General features: G+C 62.4%; 22 protein-coding genes. 13 read left to right on the top strand and 9 right to left on the bottom strand.

The window, feature by feature from the left end; all coding sequences use genetic code 11:
* Nucleotides 1-122 precede the first annotated feature (122 nt).
* The 3 genes from AC0NIH_RS11190 to AC0NIH_RS11200 are packed head-to-tail and all read left to right on the top strand — an operon-like array spanning nucleotide 123 to nucleotide 2643.
* Nucleotides 123-752 carry a DUF1285 domain-containing protein gene (locus AC0NIH_RS11190; protein WP_473468017.1) on the top strand — a complete coding sequence of 210 codons (630 nt, stop codon included), beginning with the start codon at nucleotides 123-125 and terminating at the stop codon, nucleotides 750-752.
* A complete protein-coding gene (locus AC0NIH_RS11195) occupies nucleotides 752-1384 on the top strand; it encodes a CoA pyrophosphatase (protein WP_473467929.1) in 633 nt (210 codons plus the stop codon). The genes AC0NIH_RS11190 and AC0NIH_RS11195 overlap by 1 nt, the downstream gene beginning before the upstream one ends.
* Nucleotides 1381-2643 (top strand): CCA tRNA nucleotidyltransferase, encoded by a 1263-nt coding sequence (locus AC0NIH_RS11200; RefSeq protein WP_473467931.1) that lies wholly within the window; start codon nucleotides 1381-1383, stop codon nucleotides 2641-2643. The genes AC0NIH_RS11195 and AC0NIH_RS11200 overlap by 4 nt, the downstream gene beginning before the upstream one ends.
* Nucleotides 2644-2680: 37 nt before the next feature.
* Here AC0NIH_RS11200 and AC0NIH_RS11205 read toward each other — a convergent pair whose 3' ends face one another.
* The 5 genes from AC0NIH_RS11205 to hemF form a co-directional block, all read right to left on the bottom strand.
* Complete coding sequence (locus AC0NIH_RS11205; RefSeq protein ID WP_473467933.1) at nucleotides 2681-3631, bottom strand: S8 family serine peptidase; 951 nt, start codon at nucleotides 3629-3631, stop codon at nucleotides 2681-2683.
* 109 nt (nucleotides 3632-3740) lie between these two features.
* Nucleotides 3741-4319, bottom strand: a complete 579-nt coding sequence (locus tag AC0NIH_RS11210) for a hypothetical protein (protein WP_031250348.1) — start codon at nucleotides 4317-4319, stop codon at nucleotides 3741-3743.
* A 289-nt stretch (nucleotides 4320-4608) separates the two neighbouring features.
* Nucleotides 4609-4794: a DUF1059 domain-containing protein gene (locus AC0NIH_RS11215; RefSeq protein ID WP_023779579.1), complete on the bottom strand. Its 186-nt coding sequence runs from the start codon at nucleotides 4792-4794 to the stop codon at nucleotides 4609-4611.
* A gap of 236 nt (nucleotides 4795-5030) precedes the next feature.
* A complete protein-coding gene (locus tag AC0NIH_RS11220; protein ID WP_023768021.1) occupies nucleotides 5031-5291 on the bottom strand; it encodes a DUF1344 domain-containing protein in 261 nt (86 codons plus the stop codon).
* A 309-nt stretch (nucleotides 5292-5600) separates the two neighbouring features.
* Entirely contained in the window at nucleotides 5601-6515 is a 915-nt protein-coding gene (hemF, locus tag AC0NIH_RS11225) for an oxygen-dependent coproporphyrinogen oxidase (RefSeq protein ID WP_224687731.1), read from the bottom strand.
* 162 nt (nucleotides 6516-6677) lie between these two features.
* Here hemF and AC0NIH_RS11230 point away from each other — a divergent pair, with 162 nt between their 5' ends.
* Nucleotides 6678-6935 carry a hypothetical protein gene (locus tag AC0NIH_RS11230; RefSeq protein WP_013893458.1) on the top strand — a complete coding sequence of 86 codons (258 nt, stop codon included), beginning with the start codon at nucleotides 6678-6680 and terminating at the stop codon, nucleotides 6933-6935.
* 87 nt (nucleotides 6936-7022) lie between these two features.
* On the opposite strand, the gene soxR is transcribed toward AC0NIH_RS11230, so the two are convergent.
* Together soxR and AC0NIH_RS11240 are read right to left on the bottom strand one after the other, a co-directional pair.
* Nucleotides 7023-7493, bottom strand: coding sequence for a redox-sensitive transcriptional activator SoxR (soxR, locus tag AC0NIH_RS11235; protein ID WP_473467936.1), 471 nt, complete (start codon nucleotides 7491-7493; stop codon nucleotides 7023-7025).
* Between the two features lie 128 nt (nucleotides 7494-7621).
* A complete protein-coding gene (locus AC0NIH_RS11240; protein WP_473467938.1) occupies nucleotides 7622-8080 on the bottom strand; it encodes a tRNA (cytidine(34)-2'-O)-methyltransferase in 459 nt (152 codons plus the stop codon).
* A gap of 515 nt (nucleotides 8081-8595) precedes the next feature.
* Between AC0NIH_RS11240 and AC0NIH_RS11245 the strand changes: the two genes are divergently transcribed.
* The 4 genes from AC0NIH_RS11245 to AC0NIH_RS11260 all read left to right on the top strand — a co-directional run bounded on the left by AC0NIH_RS11245 (nucleotide 8596) and on the right by AC0NIH_RS11260 (nucleotide 13255).
* The gene (locus tag AC0NIH_RS11245; protein WP_473467940.1) at nucleotides 8596-8991 is read left to right on the top strand and encodes a hypothetical protein; all 396 of its coding nucleotides are present in this window, start codon (nucleotides 8596-8598) and stop codon (nucleotides 8989-8991) included.
* Between the two features lie 29 nt (nucleotides 8992-9020).
* Nucleotides 9021-10922 (top strand): ABC transporter ATP-binding protein, encoded by a 1902-nt coding sequence (locus tag AC0NIH_RS11250; protein ID WP_473467943.1) that lies wholly within the window; start codon nucleotides 9021-9023, stop codon nucleotides 10920-10922.
* A 10-nt stretch (nucleotides 10923-10932) separates the two neighbouring features.
* Nucleotides 10933-12816, top strand: coding sequence for an ABC transporter ATP-binding protein (locus AC0NIH_RS11255; protein ID WP_473467945.1), 1884 nt, complete (start codon nucleotides 10933-10935; stop codon nucleotides 12814-12816).
* A 127-nt stretch (nucleotides 12817-12943) separates the two neighbouring features.
* Complete coding sequence (locus AC0NIH_RS11260; protein ID WP_473467947.1) at nucleotides 12944-13255, top strand: DUF6665 family protein; 312 nt, start codon at nucleotides 12944-12946, stop codon at nucleotides 13253-13255.
* Nucleotides 13256-13266: 11 nt separating this feature from the next.
* Here AC0NIH_RS11260 and AC0NIH_RS11265 read toward each other — a convergent pair whose 3' ends face one another.
* Nucleotides 13267-14124, bottom strand: coding sequence for an alpha/beta fold hydrolase (locus AC0NIH_RS11265; RefSeq protein ID WP_473467948.1), 858 nt, complete (start codon nucleotides 14122-14124; stop codon nucleotides 13267-13269).
* A 76-nt stretch (nucleotides 14125-14200) separates the two neighbouring features.
* Entirely contained in the window at nucleotides 14201-14545 is a 345-nt protein-coding gene (locus AC0NIH_RS11270; protein ID WP_023768030.1) for a cupin domain-containing protein, read from the bottom strand.
* Nucleotides 14546-14858: 313 nt separating this feature from the next.
* On the opposite strand from AC0NIH_RS11270, the gene petA reads away from it, so the two are divergent.
* The 5 genes from petA (at nucleotide 14859) to AC0NIH_RS11295 (ending at nucleotide 19856) form a co-directional block, all read left to right on the top strand.
* Nucleotides 14859-15419: a ubiquinol-cytochrome c reductase iron-sulfur subunit gene (gene petA / locus AC0NIH_RS11275; RefSeq protein ID WP_013893469.1), complete on the top strand. Its 561-nt coding sequence runs from the start codon at nucleotides 14859-14861 to the stop codon at nucleotides 15417-15419.
* A 16-nt stretch (nucleotides 15420-15435) separates the two neighbouring features.
* Nucleotides 15436-16737 carry a cytochrome b gene (locus AC0NIH_RS11280; RefSeq protein ID WP_473467951.1) on the top strand — a complete coding sequence of 434 codons (1302 nt, stop codon included), beginning with the start codon at nucleotides 15436-15438 and terminating at the stop codon, nucleotides 16735-16737.
* 111 nt (nucleotides 16738-16848) lie between these two features.
* The gene (locus AC0NIH_RS11285; RefSeq protein ID WP_023779589.1) at nucleotides 16849-17721 is read left to right on the top strand and encodes a cytochrome c1; all 873 of its coding nucleotides are present in this window, start codon (nucleotides 16849-16851) and stop codon (nucleotides 17719-17721) included.
* Nucleotides 17722-17848: 127 nt separating this feature from the next.
* Nucleotides 17849-18544, top strand: a complete 696-nt coding sequence (locus tag AC0NIH_RS11290; RefSeq protein ID WP_287269358.1) for an acid phosphatase — start codon at nucleotides 17849-17851, stop codon at nucleotides 18542-18544.
* A gap of 166 nt (nucleotides 18545-18710) precedes the next feature.
* Nucleotides 18711-19856, top strand: coding sequence for an alpha-hydroxy acid oxidase (locus AC0NIH_RS11295; protein ID WP_473467953.1), 1146 nt, complete (start codon nucleotides 18711-18713; stop codon nucleotides 19854-19856).
* Nucleotides 19857-19981 lie beyond the last annotated feature (125 nt).

Genomic DNA, 19981 nt, shown 5'->3' on the forward strand with positions numbered 1-19981 from the left:
TTGGAAATAACGGTTGCAGCATAGCATAAGTTGCCGCGATTCGGCCTCGCGTGGCGCCTACGTTGGAACTTAAATCACAGACTTAGGCTGACAAGCGGAACAACAGTGACTATTTCGTGACCATGTCGGAACACTTCGAACATCGCGAACAGAGCCTTGCCGATGCCACCGAGGCGCGCGGCCTGGAGGCGCTGATCTCGCGTGCGGCACGTGCCGGCAAGGGCGCGGCGCCGGTCGAGCGCTGGAATCCCGACTTTTGCGGCGATCTCGACATGGAGATCAAGGCCGACGGCACCTGGTTCTATCTGGGCACGCCGATCGGTCGCATGCCACTGGTGCAGCTTTTCTCTTCGGTGCTGCGCAAGGATGCCGATGGCAGGACCTATCTGGTGACGCCAGTGGAAAGGGTTGGCATCCGGGTCGCCGATGCACCCTTCATCGCCGTCGAAATGGACGTTTCGGGCAGCGGTGACCAGCAAGTCATCACTTTCCGCACCAATGTCGGAGATGTCGTCGAGGCCGGACCGGAGCGGCCGCTGCGTTTCGTCGACGAGAACGAGACCGGCGGATTGAAGCCCTATGTGCTGGTGCGCGGCAGGCTGGAGGCGCTGGTGGCGCGGCCGGTCATGTACGAACTGGTCGAGCATGCCGAGGAGATCGAGATCGACGGCAGGATGATGTTCGCCGTGCGCTCCAGGGGAGCGGTGTTTGCGATCATGCCGGCGGATCAACTGAAGCGGCTGAGCGCGTGATGGACCAGGTGACGCCGATGCCGTTTTCATCGGCGGATTTTCGCGCGCGCTTCGCCGCCCAGCCGCAGGCCCATGCCAGCGACGACTATGGCGATCACCGCTTCAATCCGGGCCATCCGCGCCTCAACCAGGGCAAGGCGTTGCGCAACGCGGCGGTGCTGATCCCGGTTGTCGATCACGAAGGCGAGGCGACGGTTCTCCTGACCAAACGGGCCGAAAAGCTGCGCAACCATTCGGGGCAGGTGGCTTTTCCCGGCGGCACCATCGATGCCACCGATGCGAGCCCGGAAGCCGCCGCACTGCGCGAGACCTTCGAGGAGATCGGCCTTGGCCAGGATCGCATCGAGATCCTCGGACGCATGCCCGATTATGTCGCCGGCAGCGGCTACCGCATCGCGCCGGTGCTTGGCATCGTGCGGCCCGGTTTCGAGCTCGCCTTGAACACCGATGAAGTCGACGCGGCCTTCGAGGTGCCGCTGCGCTTCCTGATGGACCCCGCCAACCACAAGCGCGACAGCCGCATGTGGAACGATCTCGAATGGTTCTTCTACGACATGCCTTACGGCGACCGGCGCATCTGGGGCGTCACCGCCGGCATTATCCGTACGCTCTATGAAAGGCTCTATGCGTGAGTGTTTCGATCGCGGGCAGGGCCGACTGGCTCACCGACAAGCATCTGCAGCGCTTGCTTGCCGCGCTCACCGAAGGCGGTGAGGAGGCGCGTATCGCCGGTGGCGCGGTGCGCAACACGCTGATGGGTCAGACGGTCGCCGACGTGGACATCGCCACCACCTGTTTGCCTGAGGAAACCATCCGCCGCGCCGAGGCGAAAGGCTTCAAGGCGGTGCCAACCGGTATCGAGCACGGTACCATTACTGTGGTCGCAGGCGGCAAGCCCTATGAAATCACCACCTTGCGCGCCGATATCGAGACCGATGGCCGCCGCGCGAAGGTCTCGTTCGGCCGCGACTGGAAGCTCGACGCCGAGCGGCGCGATTTCACCATCAACGCGCTCTATGCCGAGGCCGACGGCAGGGTTGTCGACCTGGTCGGCGGCATCGCCGACATCGAGGCACGGCGGCTGCGCTTCATCGGCGATCCGGAAGCACGCATCCGCGAGGATTACCTGCGCATCCTGCGCTTTTTCCGCTTTTTCGCCTGGTATGGCGAGGGCCGGCCAGACGCAGAGGGGCTGAAGGCCTGCGCGCGGCTGAAGGACGGGCTCGCACAGCTGTCGGCCGAGCGCGTCTGGTCCGAAGTGAAGAAGCTTCTGTCGGCGCCGGACCCATCTCGGGCGCTGCTGTGGATGCGGCAGGCCGGGGTCCTGACCGCGGCGCTGCCGGAAAGCGAGAGATGGGGCATCGACGCCATCCACGGGCTGACCAAGGCCGAGAAGGATCTGGTCTGGGCGGCCGACGCGATGCTGCGGCTGGAGGCGATCGTGCCGCCGGATGCGGCGCGCATGAAAATACTGGCCGAGCGGCTGAAACTGTCGACCGCGGAAGCTGATCGCCTGCGCCACTGGGGGCTGACGGCTGCCGTCGAGCCGAAGACGACCGAGGGCGAACTGGCCAAGCGGCTCTATCGTGGCGATCGGCAAGGCTTTGTCGATCGCCTGCGGCTGTCGCTCGCCTCGGCGCGGGTGCGTGCCGTCGACGACAATGACGCACTGCTCGAAGCCGGCGGTTTCTCGCGCCTGCTCGCCTTTGCGCTCAAATGGGAAAAGCCGTCGTTTCCGCTGAAAGGCGCCGATCTGACCGCACTTGGCGCCAAGCCTGGGCCGAAGCTCGGCGAGATCCTCAAGAACCTCGAGGCGGAATGGGTCGAAGCGGGATTTGCGCCTGATCGCGGCGCACTGCTCGAACGCGCCGCGAAGGCCCTTGAACCCTAGAGCCTGGCTCGAATATCGTGCACGAAGCGCGGCCCATCTACCTGATGGCCACGGGAGCCAAGGCACGCGAAAGGCTTGCTTCGCCCTTGCCGTAGGTGGAGGCGCTATAGTTGACCAGCGTGTCGGTACGAGCCGTGTTGAGCAGATCGTTGGTGATCTGGGTCGGCGTCGCCTTGGTGAATTTACTGCCGATGATCGCCGCATAGCCTGAAATGATCGGCGCGGCGAAGGACGTGCCATAAAGGCCCGTCTTGCTCCCGTCGACACCGACTACAAGGAAATGGCTTTGCACAAGCGGATTGGACCCGGCGTAGTTGGAGTACCAGGCGAGCTGGGCCGGGTTTGACGTCGTGCCGTTCGTTGACAGCGCGCCGACGAAGATCGCTGACGCTTTGCCGACCAGGGCGAGGTCGAGATAGTCCTGTTGGCCATTGGTGACACCGCCCACGGCAACGGAGTCGTTGCCGGCTGCCTTGGAGACAACGGCTGACCCTCTGGTGGCATAAGAGATGATCGAAGCCTCCTCGGCGCTCCATCCAATCTGGTTTGGGCTGTAGCCCGCTGTAGCGTACATGCCATAACTCAGATTGAGCACGTTCAGGCCAGGCGCCAGCGTCACCGCCGAGCTGGTTGTGAAGTCTTTCGACCTTATGGTTGCCAAGGGGGCAATCATGGAGGCTTCTTCGCGTGTCCATTCGCCGTGCCGCTGGGTCTGCACCCCAATGCCAAAGTTGCCGGAGAACCGCGATGTACTGGAAAAATCGTCAACGATCGTAATCGTGACGCCCTTGCCCTTGTAACCCCCGGCCCACGCGGCACCGACGTCGGGGCTCATCCACCCTGGTGTTGTTGCTGCTTGCGTGCGCGCGGCCGGGATCTTTGCGCTTACGCATATGGACAGGCCGCCATGGCACAGCGCGGCCATCTCGTCGGCATCGGGGGCCTGCTGGGCCGACGCGATCGGCGCCGACAGCATGGCGAAGGCCATGGCGATACCGAATTTCAAATGTCTAGCTGGCATGTTCCTACTCCGATCAAACAAGAAACTGGTACGGGCGATCGCGAACCGCGGTTTTTCAATCCATGGCCTTCGGCGATCAGAAAGTAACACGGTAGTTCAGCCACAGATGCTGGCTCTCCGGTTTAGCGTTAACCAGATATTTCAACGTTTCCTCAGGAGCCATCTGGCTGGCCGCAAGCCGGCAATTGACGCTGTAGGTACCGAGGTCGCCATAGTCGGCCTGGCAGGATTTTTCGGTGAGTTTGCCGCCGATCACGGTGGTAAGCGACAGGGAAAGGGTGCTGTTCGGGCTCGGATGCATCTGGGTGAGGAAACCAAGCTTGAGGCTGGGCTCGATCCTGTATTTCTCGCCCTGTTCCCCGGTCCCAAATCCCCAAAGGATGCCGGTGTCCTGGGTGATCTGGGTGATGAGGTCCACGTGCATATCGACCCAGCTTGCGCGGTACCATTGGTTGAACGATACCCGGTTTCCGCTCTGCAATTCGTAACCGCCATTGCCCAAGCCTCGCGCGCGATCGCTGAGCGGCGAGCCCTGATGGACGTCGACCAACGATGTCGTCAATTCCTGGGCAACAACCGGCGATGCGCCAATGAGCGCGCACGAAACGAGCGCCATTGTGCAGGAGCTCAGTCGACTGCCGGACTTTTCGCGCATGCGCGAACCACCTCACCACCCCACCGATCCGGATCAGTGCCTGGTGGCGACGGGCTTCTCTGGCAGCCCACAATACCCGGATTGTCCGGCCGACAGTGGCACCGGTTGGGTTACCGCGGGGTTTATTTTAGCTGGAGGGAATATATTTTTTACTCACAAGGTGACGTGCACCGCGTCGAAGCGATTTCCTGCAACATCTCGTCGTCGCAATACGGAGCAGGTGCGGTGCCATGTATCAAAGCGCCCACAACGCCAAAGCGAATGGCGGGCGTCAAGGTCGGCGCACAGCTTACGCGGCGTCGCGGGCCTTCTCGATGCGTGAACGGATCGCCTCGATCATAGTTTCGCGGATGGTCGTCTCGCCGTGCGTCTCGCGCATATGCTCGACGGCCCGGCGCATCACCTCGGCTTCCTCGTCGGCTCGGGTGTGCCAGTCACAGCCGGGAACGAGCGACCCGCAGTGAAATTCCTTCATCGGATTTCTCCCTTTTTCCTCCGTGGAGCCTGGGCGAGGCCCCGGTGCTTTCTTGGCCCACGCTTCGAATTCCGGGCCTGGACTTTCGGAGCCTGAGCGGGCGGAAAGCATAACACAGATGGGGTGGTATTGGTTGCGGTCAACCACAAAAAGGCGGAGCGGCTCCGCTCCGCCCTCTTACGCTTAGCCCAGGGCAGGGCCGGACATCGTCTCGTCCAGCCCGGGCGGGTTGGTCGTCACTTCACGATCTTGACTGACTCGGCAATCTTGTTCTTGCCGCTCGTGTCCCATGAGATTCTGACTTTTTCACCGACCTTCAGGCCAGGATCCTTGAAGGTGCTGGGAAGCGTAAAAGATGATCCATTGTCAAGAACCAGGCTCATGGCTGTCGCGTCGAAGGTCTTGACCGTGCCGGTGGTGTGCTTGACGGCGGCGAATGCTGCCGAACCGGAAGCGAGCAAGGCCGCCGCGGCGGCCGAAACAATGATCTTGCGCATTGGGAAGTACTCCTGGAAAGAGCGGGCATCCTTTTGACGGGTATCCCGCATGGTCTTGGGCCGTCCGGTTGCGTCGAGTCGCGGCTCGCTTGTTTCGACGCAATTCCGAACGGAAAAAGCGTTTCCCACTTCCTCGGAATTACGCTCAGCAAACCACCGGCGCTTCCCGACCCGGCACAAGAATTAGACCAATCTTTTCAAGTGCCTATTAGACGAAAAAGAAATTTTTCGAAGCATTCGGTGCCACATTCCATGCCCATTTCGAACGAATGGGACATCAATGCGGTTCACATCGCGCTCACCATATTTTTACGGCCAGCGGACCTCTGGCGGCAGGCTGGACAGGATCGACGCGACATTGCCGCCGGTTTTCAGGCCGAAGATGGTGCCGCGATCGTGAAGCAGGTTGAATTCGACATAGCGGCCACGGCGGATGAGCTGTTCGTCGCGGTCGCCGTCGGTCCAGTTCTCGTTGAAGTTGGCGCGCACGAGATGGCCGTAGACGACCAGGAAAGATCGCCCGACATCCTGGACGAAGTTGAAATCGGCATTCCAGCCGCCTTTGTCCTGCGCCGAATGCAGCCAGTCGAAGAAAATGCCGCCGGTGCCGCGCGGCTCGTTGCGGTGCGGCAGATAGAAGTACTCGTCGCACCAGGTCTTGAATTTCGGGTAGTCGGCGACATCAGCGTTCTTTTCGCAAGCGAACTGCATGGCGCGGTGGAAAGCGATGCTATCGGGATCGTCCTGTGTGCGGCGGCGGTCCAGCACCGGGGTCAGATCGGCACCGCCGCCGAACCAATGGCTGGAAGTGACGACCATGCGCGTGTTCATGTGCACGGCCGGGACGTTGGGGTTCCAAGGATGCGCGATCAGCGAAATGCCGGACGCCCAGAAGCGCGGATCTTCCTCGGCGCCGGGCATCTGCTTCCTGAATTCGGGCGAGAACTCGCCATAAACGGTCGAGGTGTGGACGCCGACCTTCTCGAAGACGCGGCCATGCATCATCGACATGGTGCCGCCGCCGCCCTTGCCCTGGTCACGCTCCCAGGGCGTCTTCTCGAAACGGCCCGGCGACCATGAGGCCAGCGGCCCCTGGAGATCCTGCTCGATCTGTTCGAAGGCGCCGCAGATGCGTTCGCGCAACGCCTCGAACCACAGCCGTGCCTTCATCTTCTTCTCTTCGATGTCGGCGGGCAGGCCAGGTGGCATTTCAGGTCGTTCCAAGTGCTGTCTCCGGTTGCGGGTCGGTCGGGTCGACAAAAGACTCGTCTTTTCCGGGCGCGATCCCTAATCTCTTAAGGGACAGGGTCAAGTCACTTTGGTTTTGCGCATGATCCTTTCCGAACCCGATTTCGGGGTCATGCGCCAGGTGCAAGGAGTTGTTTCGTGCGCACTCCGGCAAGACCGCCGCTGGATGGCCTGAAGAAAAGGCTCGACCAAAGCCGGGCCGAACGCGAGCGCATGCCGCGCGACGGTTTCCTGCGCGAGACCTTCGTGCTGCCGCGCTCCGATGCGCGCCTCAAGGCCAAGGAATGGTTCGAGCGTTTCCCAAAGCAGGCATACTGGACCGAGATAGAAAGCTGGTTCGAACGGCCGGGTGATCTGATCGAATTCACCATCAGGCGGTTGCCGGCGGCGGATTAGGATTTCCTCGCCCCGTTACGGGAAGAGGATGCCGGCAGACAGGTGAGGGGCAGCGCGAACCTTTTCGCGCTGCCCCTCATCTGCCTTTCAGGCACCTTCTCCCCGTGAACGGGGAGAAGGAAGAACCAATCGCCTCGCCCCCGCTCCTTCCCTTGCCAGCCTGTCGCCCTTGTTCCTGAGCGGACATTTGTCGATCGACATGCAGCCGCAGCCGATACAGTCGGTCAGGCCGTCGCGCAGCTTCTTTAGCTGGCTGATCTTCTGGTCGAGGCTATCGCGCCAAGCCGTTGAAAGCAGATTCCAATCCTCGCGCGTCGGCGTGCGGCCTTCAGGTAATGATTCAAGTGCCGCGCCGATTTCGGCCAGCGAGATGCCGACCTCCTGCGCGACCTTGATGATCGCCACCCGCCGCAGCACGTCGCGGCCGTAGCGGCGCTGGTTGCCTGATGTGCGGTGGCTGCGGATCAGCCCGCGCGCCTCATAGAAGTGCAGTGCCGATACCGCCACGCCGCTGCGCATGGCCACCTGGCCGACCGTCAGTTCCGTTGCTGGAGCCATTTCCCATTTTCCGCTTGACCTCAAGTTAAGTTGAGCTTGTAGCGAAGAAGTGCCGATGGAGCAAATGACAGGAGAAGGCGATGTGCGCCTGGGTGAAAACGACTGGAAACGGCGTTGCCGGCGAACCGCTATCCGAGTTGCCGGACGGCTTCGCCAGCCACCATGGCGACGGAGAGCGCGACGTTGATGCTGCGCGCGCCACCCTGCATGGGGATGGTCAGCCGCGCGTCCGCGGCCTGATGGACCGGATCCGGCACGCCTGCGGATTCGCGGCCGAACAGGAGGATGTCGCCGTGGGCGAAGGCGAATTCGGTGTAAGGGGCCGTCGCCTTGGTCGACAGAAGCACCAGCCGTTTCGCGTGCACCTTGCGCCAGTCCTCGAAGGCGTCCCAGTCGACATGCCGGGTCAGGGCAGCCATTTCGATATAATCCATGCCGGCGCGTCTGAGCGCTTTGTCGGAGAGCGGGAAGCCGGCCGGTTCGATGATGTCGACGCCAAGGCCGAGGCAAGCGGCGAAGCGCAGGATTGTCCCGGTATTGCCGGCGATGTCAGGTTGGTAGAGCGCGATGCGGAGACGATTGTTCATTTCCGCGTCTTTCTAATAAGTGGCAGATCGGCCACAGCGACCTCGCGGTTTTGGAAATTCCTGGACCTGCGGGTGGCCATTTTCTGCGAAGTCGGGTATACGGCCAGCATTGTCAACCCGAACCGATGGAGGGGTAACTCATGATGACCATGCACATCCAGCGCCTCTCCTGTGGGCCAGTACGCCCCACGGCGGTTTCGGTACGACGATTCTCCTGACTCTCTAAGACTTGATCGCACCGATTCCCGCCGAAACGATTTTTCGGCACTCGAAGGAATCCTGCGATGTTTTTCAAAAAGTCAAAAGGGCTGAACGCCCAAGCTGAGCGTGTCCGGACCGACACTTGTCGTGTCCAGACCGATGCCAGGCATCGTGTCCGGACCGACTCCTTCAGTCGTGTCCAGACCGACTCGTTCAGTCATGCCCTGACCGAGGCAATGCGCACCTCCGGCCGAATGCCGGTGGTCGAACTTGCTTCGCCTTTTTTATCACATCTTCACATGGAGGACGGACCAATGTTCGATCACTACAGAATACCCGGTTCAAGAAGCCTGCACGAGCGCAAGATGGCGACCTGGGCTCTGCTGATCGGCGAAACCTATTCGTCGGCAGTCCACGCCGAAGTCCGCCGCCGGCCGCATCGCGGCATGCTGCCGGATGTCGATTTTTCGCGTACGGTTCCCGACCCGGGCCGGCCCTCGCTGGTGCGCCGGATTATCCGGCTGATCCGGCCGGGCGCGAAAATCCGGCTCGTCGACACCGCACCGTCAGGATCGACAAACGAGCCTGTCGGCGAAAAGCCCGCGAGCCCCTATATAGCGCGAAGCAGGGCCGGCGGTCCGGATGATTCCGGACCGTCGGCCCTCGGCGCCACACGGCCCGGGGACTTCGTACGTCGCCACGCCGCGTAAGCGGGAAACAGATTTCACGAGCATGACCTATGTTGTTGTTTAACTGGTTTGAAAGAAGGCTCGATCCGTTCCCGGCAGCGGAACCGGTCGAGCCGCCCAAGACGCTGGTGGCCTTCTGCCTGCATTATACGCGCGGCGCATGGCCCTATATACTGACCGATGCGGTGCTGGTGACGGCCATCGCCATCGCGGAAGTGTGGATGTTCGGTTTCCTCGGCCGCATCGTCGACTGGCTGTCGGGGCAGAACCGCGAAACCTTCCTGCAGACGGAAGGCTGGAAGCTCGCCGGCATGGCCTTCATCGTGCTGTTCGCGCTGCCGGGCACCGTCTGGCTGCATTCGCTGCTCAACCAGCAGACGCTGATGGGCAATTATCCGATGCGCATACGCTGGCAGGTGCACCGCTACCTGCTCAGGCAATCGATGAGCTTCTACCAGGACGAGTTCGCCGGCCGCATCGCCACCAAGCTGATGCAGACGGCGCTTGCCGTGCGCGAGTGCGTCATCAAGGTGATCGACGTGCTGAACTACGTCATCGTCTATTTCCTCGGCATGCTGTTCATCGTCGGCTCGGCCGACTGGCGGCTGGCGGCGCCGCTTGGCGTCTGGCTGGTCGGCTACATCCTGTTGCTGCGCTTTTTCATCCCGCGCCTCGGCAAGGTCGGCGAGGAGCAGGCCAATGCGCGCTCGACCATGACGGGCCGCGTCGTCGACAGCTACACCAACATCCAGACGGTCAAGCTGTTCAGCCATTCGCGCCGCGAGGCCTCCTTCGCCAGGGAAGGCATGATGGGCTTCCTCGACACGGTCTACCGGTCGATGCGGCTGGTAACGGTGCTTTTCGGTTCGCTCTACATCCTGAACGCTTTGCTGCTGTTCTCGGTCACCGCCATCTCGCTGTGGCTGTGGATGGGGCAAGCGGTGACGATCGGCGCGGTGGCCGTGGTCATCGGCCTGGTGCTCAGGATGTGGGGCATGTCGCAGTGGATCATGTGGGAAATGTCGGGCCTGTTCGAAAACATCGGCACCGTGCAGGACGGCATCGCCTCGATCTCGCTGCCGCGCCTGGTCGAGGACAAGCCTGGTGCGAAGGAGATCGCTGTTTCCAAGGGTGAGATCCGTTTCGAGGACATCCGCTTCCATTACGGCAAGCAGAAGGGGGTCATCGAGAGCCTGTCGCTGGCGGTGAGGCCGGGCGAGAAGGTCGGCATCGTCGGCCGCTCGGGCGCCGGCAAGTCGACGCTGGTCAATCTGCTCCTGCGCTTCTACGACTTGGAGAGCGGCCGGATCCTGATCGATGGCCAGGAGATCGCCGGTGTGAAGCAGGATTCGCTGCGTGCCCAGATCGGCATGGTCACGCAGGACACCTCGCTGCTGCATCGTTCGGTGCGCGACAACATCCTCTATGGCCGGCCCGACGCGTCGGACGAGATGCTTGTCGAGGCGGCGCGGCGGGCCGAGGCGCTGGATTTCATCGGCGGGCTTTCGGACCACAATGGCCGCAAGGGGTTCGACGCCCATGTCGGCGACCGCGGGGTCAAATTGTCCGGAGGCCAGCGGCAACGCATCGCCATTGCTCGCGTTATGTTGAAGGATGCGCCTATACTTATCCTTGACGAGGCGACATCGGCGCTGGATTCCGAGGCGGAAGCGGCCATCCAGGAGAATCTTTACAAGCTCATGCAAGGCAAGACCGTCATTGCCATCGCGCACCGGCTGTCGACCATCGCTGCGATGGACAGGCTGGTGGTGATGGACCAGGGCCGCGTCATCGAGGAGGGTTCGCACGACGAACTCGTCGCTAAGGGCGGGCTCTATGCGCAGCTCTGGCAACGCCAATCGGGCGGCTTCCTGCTCGAGGACAGCCCCGTCGACGCCGCCAACGACCTCATTGCCAATGACATCGGTGCCAAGGGGCAAGCCGCAGAATGATGACCGCCGCATGATGACAGCCGTCTATCGCTGGTTCGAGAACTGGGTCTATCCGTTCAGGGAGCCGTCGAGCCTTCGGCCACCTTCAAGCGTCACCGGCTTTCTCTGGCATTATGTCGGCCAGGCGAAATTCGCTTTCTTCGCCATGCTGGTCATCGGCGGCATCGCGCCGCTGGTCGAGGCTGGCCTGTTCTACTTCGTCGGGCGGCTGGTCGATATCCTCGACCAGCTTCCCGGCGAGCGCAGCTGGCACGCGCTGTGGACCGCCGCTGGCCCGGAGCTGGTGTTCATGATCGTGGTGGTGCTGGTCGTCCGCACCATCGTCGTCGGCCTGTCGGCGCTGGTCGACGAACAGACGATCACGCCCGGTTTCTACAATCTGGTGCGCTGGCAGGCGCACAGGCATGTCTCGCGCCAGTCCTACGCCTTCTTCCAGAACGATTTCGCCGGCCGCATCGCCACAAAAGTCTGGCAGGCGGGCCAGGCGACCGGCGATTTGATGGAAAGCTTCCTCGAAGTGGTCTGGTTCATGGTCGTCTACACGGTGACGACGCTGGCGCTGGTCGCCGGGCTCGATCTCAGGCTCGCTGTGCTGGTGGTGATCTGGATCACCGCCTTCGGCTGGCTGGCGAAGCTCTATCTGCCGGCGATCCGCAAGCACGCCGAGGCGACGGCCGAAGCCGGCTCGATGATCACCGGGCGCATCGTCGATTCCTATTCCAACGTGCAGACGCTGAAGCTGTTTTCGGCCGACGGCGACGACCGCTACATCAGGAACGGCTTCGACATCTATCTCGACGCGCTGCGCCCCTTCACCCGCCGGCTCACCGGCGTGCGCATGGCGCTGACGACGCTGTCGGGCATCATGATCACGGCGATCGGCTGTTTTGCCGTCTATCTCTGGGTCGAGGGCTCGATCACCGTCGGCGCGGTCGCCTTCACGCTGTCGCTGGTGCTGCGGCTCAACATGCTGCTCGGCCGGCTGATGATGCAGCTCAACAGCATCTTGCGAAACCTCGGCGTGCTGGAGAACTCCAAGGCGCTGATCTCGCAGCCGCTCGGGCTCATCGACGCGCCCGATGCGAAGGAGCTTGTCGTGGCCGGCGGCCGCATCGATGTGAAAAATGTCGAGTTCCACTATGGCAAGGGGTTCGGGGTGCTGAACGGCATCGACCTTGTCGTCAAGCCGGGTGAGAAAGTCGGGCTGGTCGGGCCGTCGGGTGCCGGCAAGACGACGCTCGCCAATCTGATCCTCCGGCTCTACGATCTGGAGAGCGGCTCGATCACCATCGATGGCCAGGACGTTTCGGACGTCACGCAAAATTCACTGCGGGCCAATATCGGCGTCGTCAGCCAGGACACGGCCCTCTTCCATCGCTCGTTGCGCGACAACATCAAGCTCGGCATGCCCGACGCGACCGATGCGGAGGTGATCGCGGCGGCGAAGAAGGCCGAGGCGCACGAGTTCATCCTGACCTTGCGCGACAACAGGGACCGCGCCGGCTACGAGGCCTTTGTCGGTGAGCGCGGCGTCAAGCTTTCGGGAGGCCAGCGCCAGCGCGTGGCGATCGCCCGCGTCTTCCTCAAGGACGCGCCGATCCTGATCCTCGACGAGGCGACCTCGGCGCTCGATTCCGACATCGAAGCGGCGATCCAGGAAAATTTGACGCGGCTGATGCAGGACAAGACGGTGATCGCCATCGCCCACCGACTGTCGACGATCGCCGCCCTCGATCGCCTGGTGGTGCTCGATGGCGGCCGTATCGTCGAGCAAGGCACGCATGACGAACTGGTAGCGCTCGACGGTCTTTATGCGCGGCTGTGGAGACGGCAGTCCGGCGGCTTCCTCTATCACGAGGAAAGCGTGCTGGAAGAGACGCGGCCGGCGGAGTAGGTTTGATGACTGTTGCCTTGCCGCTAGAGACAGAGGTGCTCAATAAGCTCCGGTTGGAATTGCTTAAGTTCCTCTCCGACCGTTCTGGACTTTCCCTGCCGGCAGCCAATGACTTGGAGGCCCGCTGATGTCTCTACGCCCCCCTTCTGGTTCGACGAGCGCTACCGCTGCCGAAGCCGCCTTCGATGCGCTTGGCCACGAGATCCTGGCCGAGAAGGCGGCCGCGCTCGGCCGCGCCGGGCAGAAGGTCGAGGAAACGCTGGCAAGGCTGCGCGACAATGCTGACGAACAGATACGCTCGATGCTCCTGAAGGAGGCTGCCAAGGCAGTGCACGCCTACTTCATCCAGCGCGAACTGTGCGGCCTTCGACGACATGATGCGGTCATCCGCGAATACAACATCCCGAAGGCGGTGCTGGTCAGGCTGGGCGCGATGTAGGTGGGGGACGGTCAGCCTGCGCTGATTTCCCTGTGAAATCTCGCCAGGCGGACGGCGAGCGCTTCGGGGTTCTCGTCGGCGACGAAGTGTCCGCTGTCGGCGATGATGTCGCCTTCGACATTTGACAGCCCTGCTGTCCGCAGCCCGTCGACATAGTCGCCGATGTCGCCGGACTCGGCCGCCCCCCTCAGATACAGAACCGGGATCGCGATCGGCTGGGTGGGCGCAAGCGCATTGGTTTTGGCGTCTTCGGGGAAGGCGCGGTACCAATCGAAGCCGGCCTGAAGGCTTTCCGGCCGGGAATAGGCTCTTGCGTAGATTTCCCTGGCGTCCGCGGGAATCGCTGCCCGATCCTTCGAAAGCGCATTGAAGAAGAAGTCGAGATAGGCGCTCTGATGGCCGCTCACCAGCGTTTCCGGCAATGCCGGGACCGCATGAAACGCAAAATGCCAGATCATCGGATTGCGAATGACCTCCTCCCACGGCGCGACACCCGGAACGACGACATCCATGATCGCCGCGCCAGAAAGAATCTCGGGATGGTCACGCAACAGAGCGAACACGATCTGGCCGCCGACATCATGGCCGGCGGCCACGAGTTGGCGCAGCCCGCAAGCCTCGGCAATGCCCCTCATCAGCCTCGCCAGGGTTTTCTTGTCGCCGGCCTTGGGCATGCCTTGCGAGCCGCCGATGCAGGGCAGGTCGGGAGCGACGACCCGGTAATCGGTGGCCAGCCGGCCGATCACGCGTTCGAACGCGTAGGAGCTTTGCGGCCACCCATGCAGCAGGAGGAAGGCAGGCGCATCGGCCGGGCCTGCCTCGCGGATGGCGATGCTCAGCCCTTCGATTTCGATGTTTGACGTTCGCATGTCCTGCACGTCCTGGCCCGCTGCCCACGCCATAGATCTAGGCGGCAATCGGGAACTCGACAGGGCTATGCCGGATTCACTCCAGCCATTCGGTGATGAACGTGCCGTTCTCGTGGATGTCCGTCGTTTCCAGCGGGCCCGGCCCGAGATTGGTGAATTTGTGCGGCGTGTGGGGCGGCACGATCAGGATCTGGCCGGCGGTGGCCTCGATTTCCTGGTCGCCGACCGTGAACAGGCCGGTGCCCTGGCGGATGATGAAGATCTCCGCGTAGGGATGGGAGTGCAACCGGGGGCCGCCGCCGACATCGGGCAGGTGATTGAAAATCAGGCAGGAGTTGGAGCCATAGGCGCCGCACTGCAGTTCACCCTTCCAGCGGTCGGGGCGAACGGCCCATTCCTCGCGATCGATGACGTGTGCCATGCAAGCAAGGATAGATCACAGCGGCGTCCTGTGTCGAGGTGAACCGGGGCATTGGATTTGCGGTTGTTTCCCGGTTGTTTAGCCGCCTTTTGCGACCATTCGCCGCCTTGCCGCGCAGTGGCGGATTTTGTCCCCGCGACAATCTGCCCTTGTGCCTTCACCCGTCTGGACAAAAACGGGCTTCACGCATAAACCGAAGTCCAAATGCCGGAGGAATTCGCTAGCCTGTTCGCCATGCGCTGTCGGGTTGGCGTGATTGAGCGGGGAACAGGCTCGGCCACCGGCGCGGAAGAGGCGAAAGGATCAGGCACCCGTGAGCGCAACCGATACCCACGATCCCAACCGTCGAGATTTTCTCTACGTCGCCACCGGCATGGCAGCCGTGGTCGGCGCCGGCGCCGTTGCCTGGCCCTTCATCGACCAGATGCGCCCCGATGCCTCGACGCTGGCGCTTGCCTCGGTCGAGGTCGATGTCGCCTCGCTGACGCCGGGCATGTCCTTGATCGTCAAGTGGCGCGGCAAGCCGGTCGTGGTGCGCAACCGCACCGAACAGGAAATGAAGGACGGCGAGGCCGTCAAGCTCTCCGATCTCAAGGATCCGATCGCCCGCAATGCCAACCTTCCGGCCGACGCGCCGGCGACCGACGCCAACCGCACCACGCCTGGCAAGGAAGCCTGGATGGTGATGGTTCAGGTCTGCACCCATCTGGGCTGCATTCCGCTCGGCCAGGAAGGCGATTTCGGCGGCTGGTTCTGCCCGTGCCACGGCTCGCAATACGATACCGCCGGCCGCATCCGCAAAGGCCCGGCACCCGAGAACATGGCCGTGCCGGTATTCAAGTTCATTTCCGATACCAAGATCCTTATCGGTTGAGGCAGGGGATATTTCGATGAGCGAGGGACACTCGACCTACACGCCCAAGACCGGTATCGAACGCTGGTTCGACGCCCGCATGCCGCTGCCGCGGCTGGTCTATGACAGCTTCGTCGGCTATCCGGTGCCGCGCAACCTCAACTATGCCTGGACCTTCGGCGGCATCCTGTCGATCATGCTGGTGGCGCAGATCCTGACCGGCATCGTGCTGGCCATGCACTACACGGCCGACACCAATCTAGCCTTCGGCTCGGTCGAGAAGATCATGCGCGACGTCAATTCCGGCTGGCTCCTGCGCTACATGCATGCCAACGGCGCCTCGTTCTTCTTCGTCGCCGTCTATATCCACATCTTCCGTGGCCTCTATTACGGCTCCTACAAGGCGCCGCGCGAACTGCTCTGGATCCTCGGCTGCATCATCTACCTCCTGATGATGGCGACCGGCTTCATGGGCTACGTGCTGCCATGGGGACAGATGAGTTTTTGGGGCGCCACCGTCATCACAGGCTTCTTCAGCGCCATTCCGCTGGTCGGCGACTGGATCCAGCAGTTGCTGCTGGGCGGCTTCGCCGTCGACAACCCGACGCTCAACCGCTTCTTCGCGCTGCATTACCTGCTGCCGTTCATGATCGCCGGCGTCGTCGTGCTGCACGTCTGGGCGCTGCATGTCGTGGGCCAGTCGAACCCGACCGGCATCGAGGTCAAATCGAAGACCGACACCGTCGCCTTCACCCCTTACGCGACCATCAAGGACGCGTTCGGCATGATCGTGTTCCTGTTCTTCTTCGCCTATTTCGTCTTCTACCTGCCGAACTATCTCGGCCATCCGGACAATTACACGGTCGCCAACCCGCTGAAGACCCCGGCCCATATCGTGCCGGAATGGTACTTCCTGCCGTTCTACGCGATCCTGCGCGCCATCACCTTCAACATCGGGCCGATCAACTCCAAGCTCGGCGGCGTGCTATGCATGTTCGGTGCCATCGTCATGCTGTTCCTGGTGCCGTGGCTCGACACTTCCAAGGTGCGTTCGGCGGTCTACCGGCCCTGGTACAAGCTGTTCTTCTGGCTGTTCGTGGCCGATGCCATCCTGCTCGGCTGGCTGGGCTCGCAGCCGGCGGAAGGCAGCTATGTGTTCATGGCGCAGATGGCGACGCTGTTCTACTTCGCCTTCTTCCTGATCGCGCTGCCAGTGCTCGGCCTGATCGAGACGCCGCGCAGGGTGCCGAACTCGATCACCGAGGCGGTGCTCGAAAAGAACAAGGGCGGCAGCGGGCATCCGGCGGGCGCCACGGCCGCACCAGAGACCAAGGGCTAGAGCATGATCCCGAAAAGTGGGAACCGGTTTTCCCGGACAAACGGAACCGTTTGTCCAGAGATCATGCTCAAACAGGAAGACAGAGCGGTAGAGAATCTAAGGGGATTTGGCATGAAAAAGATTCTCACCTCGCTGGCGCTGATCGGCCTTGTGGCCGCCGGCGTTGGAACTGGAGGCACTTGGGCATTCGCCGCCGAAGAGGCGCACAATGCAGCCGCACCGACGCATTTCCCGATCGACGAGCCGAAGGAGATGAACTGGAGCTTCACCGGCCCGTTCGGCACCTATGACAAAGCGCAGCTGCAGCGCGGCCTGAAGGTCTACAAGGAAGTGTGCTCGGCCTGTCACTCGATGAATTTGGTGGCGTTCCGCACGCTTTCGGACCTCGGCTACAGTGACGCCCAGGTCAAGACGCTGTCGGCCGAATATACCATCCATGACGGCCCCAACGATGCCGGCGACATGTTCGACCGTCCCGGCAAGCCGTCAGACCATTTCCCGGCGCCGTTCGCCAATGAGGAAGCCGCCGCTGCCTCCAATGGCGGCGCTGCCCCGCCCGACATGTCGCTGCTGGCCAAGGCTCGCGGCGTCGAGCGCGGCTTTCCGCAGTTCGTCTTCGACATCTTCACCCAGTATGACGCGGGCGGCCCCGACTACATCCATTCGCTGCTGACCGGCTACGATCAAACGCCGCCGGCCGGAATGGTCATCCCGGAAGGCACGCACTACAATCCGTACTTCATGTCGGGCGTGTCGCTGAAGATGCCCAAGCCGCTCTCCGACGGCCAGGTGACCTATGATGACGGCTCGCCGCAGACCGTCGACCAGTATTCCCGCGACGTGGCCGCCTTCCTGACATGGGCCGCCGAGCCGCACATGGAAGACCGCAAGAAAATGGGCTTCCGCGTGCTGGTGTTCCTGCTGCTGTTCGGCGCGCTGGTCTATCTGACCAAGCGCAAGGTGTGGGAAGGCATCGCCCACTGAGCGGGGCGGACATAGCAAAATGCAGGGGGCGCCGAGAGGCGCCCTTTTTGCGTCCGGTGACGGTCATGTCACATGGCCGTCACCGCATCTGGCGATCCTGCGGCATTCTCGAACAAAGGATTGTCCTATGAAGAAATACGCATCGCTCGCGGCTGGTCTGCTGCTGCTGGTCATCGGCTCGGCCGCCCAGGCCGAAGACGCAAAACCCTTCGTCACCAACAAGGACGTCGATCTGACGATGATCCTGCCGCCTCCACCGGCGAACGATTCGGCCGAGACCAAGGCCGAACTCGGCGAGGTGCTGACGCTGCAGGTGACGCGCACGCCCGAGATGGAAGCCCGCGCCGTCGCCGATGCCGAAGAGAATGTCTGGCGCTTCGCCGATGTCATGGGGCCGAATTTCACTGCGGAAAAGCTGCCGAAATTCAGCGCTTTCTTCGACCGCGTCGTGGCCACAGAAGGTGCTGTCGTCGACCCGGCCAAGGATGTCTGGAAACGTCCGCGCCCGCACCAGCTCAGCGATCTCGTCAAGCCGGCGGTCAAGCTGTCGAGCTCCGGCTCCTGGCCGTCCGGCCACGCCACTGTCGGCACCATGATGGGCATCATCCTGGCCGACATGGTTCCGGAGAGGCGCGCCGAGATCATGGCGCGCGCGGCCGAATACGCCCACAACCGCGTTGTCGGCGGCATCCATTATCCGTCCGATGTCGAGATGGGCAAGATTTCCGGCAGCGTCATTGCCGCGGTCCTGCTCAACCGGGACGATTTCAAGGCCGAATATGAGGTGGCCAGGGCCGAGCTGCGTTCCGACCTCGGCATGTAAGACTTCGCCGGCAATCTCGGCAGAGAGGGGCGCTTCAGGCGCCCCTTTTCGTGTTCAGGGCCGTGCTCTATGGGGAGTTCAGCAATTAGTTCGTTGGCAGGGCCGCATCTGGTTGATACTTCAACAGCGGCAAAGGCTTCGTCAGCCATGGCCTTGGAAATCGATGATGCGGCTCAGCGACTGTCACAATTTTTCCGATTTCCGGCGGATGGCGCAGCGAAAGCTGCCGGGGCCGATCTTCAATTACATCGATGGCGCGGCCGATGACGAGGTCACCTATCGCCGCAACACCGCAAGTTTCGAAAGCTGTGACCTGGTCCCCAACGTCCTGCGCGGGGTGAGCGAGATCGACATGTCGGTGACCGTCATGGGTCAGAAATTGGCTATGCCGTTCTATTGCTCGCCGACTGCCCTGCAGCGGCTTTTCCACCATCAGGGCGAGAGGGCGGTCGCCAAAGCCGCGGCCAAATACGGCACGATGTTCGGTGTTTCCACGCTCGGCACCGTCAGCCTCGAGGAGGTGCGCAGGATCAGCAGCAGCCCGCAGATCTACCAGTTCTACTTCCACCGAGATCGCGGCCTCAACCGGGCGATGATGCAGCGGGCAAAGCAGGTTGGCGTAGAAGTGATGATGCTGACCGTCGACAGCATCACCGGGGGCAATCGCGAACGCGACAAGCGCACTGGCTTTGCCATTCCCTTCAAACTCAACCTTGCCGGCATGGCGCAGTTCGCGCTGAAGCCGGCTTGGGCAGTCAACTATTTCACCCATGAGGGCTTCAAGTTGCCGCAGCTCGACGAACATGTCGACATGGGCGGCGGCACGATGTCGATCAGCCGCTACTTCACCGAGATGCTCGATCCGTCGATGACCTGGGATGATGTCGCCGAGATGGTCAGGCAGTGGTCGGGTCCGTTCTGCCTCAAGGGTATCATGTCGGTGGAGGATGCCAGACGCGCCGTCGATATTGGCTGCAGCGGCATCGTACTGTCCAACCATGGTGGGCGGCAGTTGGATGGCTCGCGGGCGGCATTCGACCAGCTTGCCGAGGTCGTCGATGCCGTCGGCGACAAGATCGACGTCATCATGGATGGCGGTGTGCAGCGCGGCACCCATGTGCTGAAGGCACTGTCGCTCGGGGCCAAGGCCGTCGGCATTGGCCGGTACTATATGTTTCCCCTGGCGGCGGCCGGCCAACCGGGTGTCGAAAGGGCGCTCGAGCAGATGCGGGTCGAGGTCGAACGCGGCATGAAGCTGATGGGCTGCAGTTCGATCGGGCAATTGTCGCGCTCCAATCTCCGTTTCAGATAGTCGGGGTCGGGCGGACCATCGCGGATCATGCGGATGCGGAATATGGCTGGGGTCTGCTAGATCGATCCCTTCCGGATGCGGCTTGTCTCGGCCGCCACATCGCGCTAGCCGTTGTCGGTCGCGCC

This window comes from Mesorhizobium sp. WSM1386, from assembly GCF_055901595.1.